The 281-nt window shown below is 64.1% G+C and carries 1 protein-coding gene; it reads right to left on the reverse strand.

What is annotated here, in order from left to right:
- Positions 1–281 (reverse strand): hypothetical protein (locus AF337_RS39190; RefSeq protein WP_152971377.1); only part of this gene is annotated, 281 nt, incomplete at both ends.

Below are 281 nucleotides of genomic sequence, written 5' to 3' on the forward strand. Positions count from 1 at the left end.
AGGCCTCGAAGATCAGCTGGCGCTGGCGCTCCCACGCGTCTTCCGGCAGCAGCGTCGTGCCGGCGACAAAGTAGTTGAGCGCCGAGGCGTATGCCGTCGACGCCTCGGCGCGCTTGCCAGCCAGCAGATTGAACTCGGCCAGTTGCTCGCGCTCGTCGGTCGACGTGATCAGCGCGGCTCCCCGATTGAGCTGGCTGACAATCTCGAAGACATAATCGTCAATCAACTCCGGCGCGGTGTTCGCCGCAAGCAGTCTCCCTATGCGAAGGTGCAACTCGCCG

Source organism: Rhizobium ecuadorense (assembly GCF_001187535.1).
Taxonomy (GTDB): domain Bacteria; phylum Pseudomonadota; class Alphaproteobacteria; order Rhizobiales; family Rhizobiaceae; genus Rhizobium; species Rhizobium ecuadorense.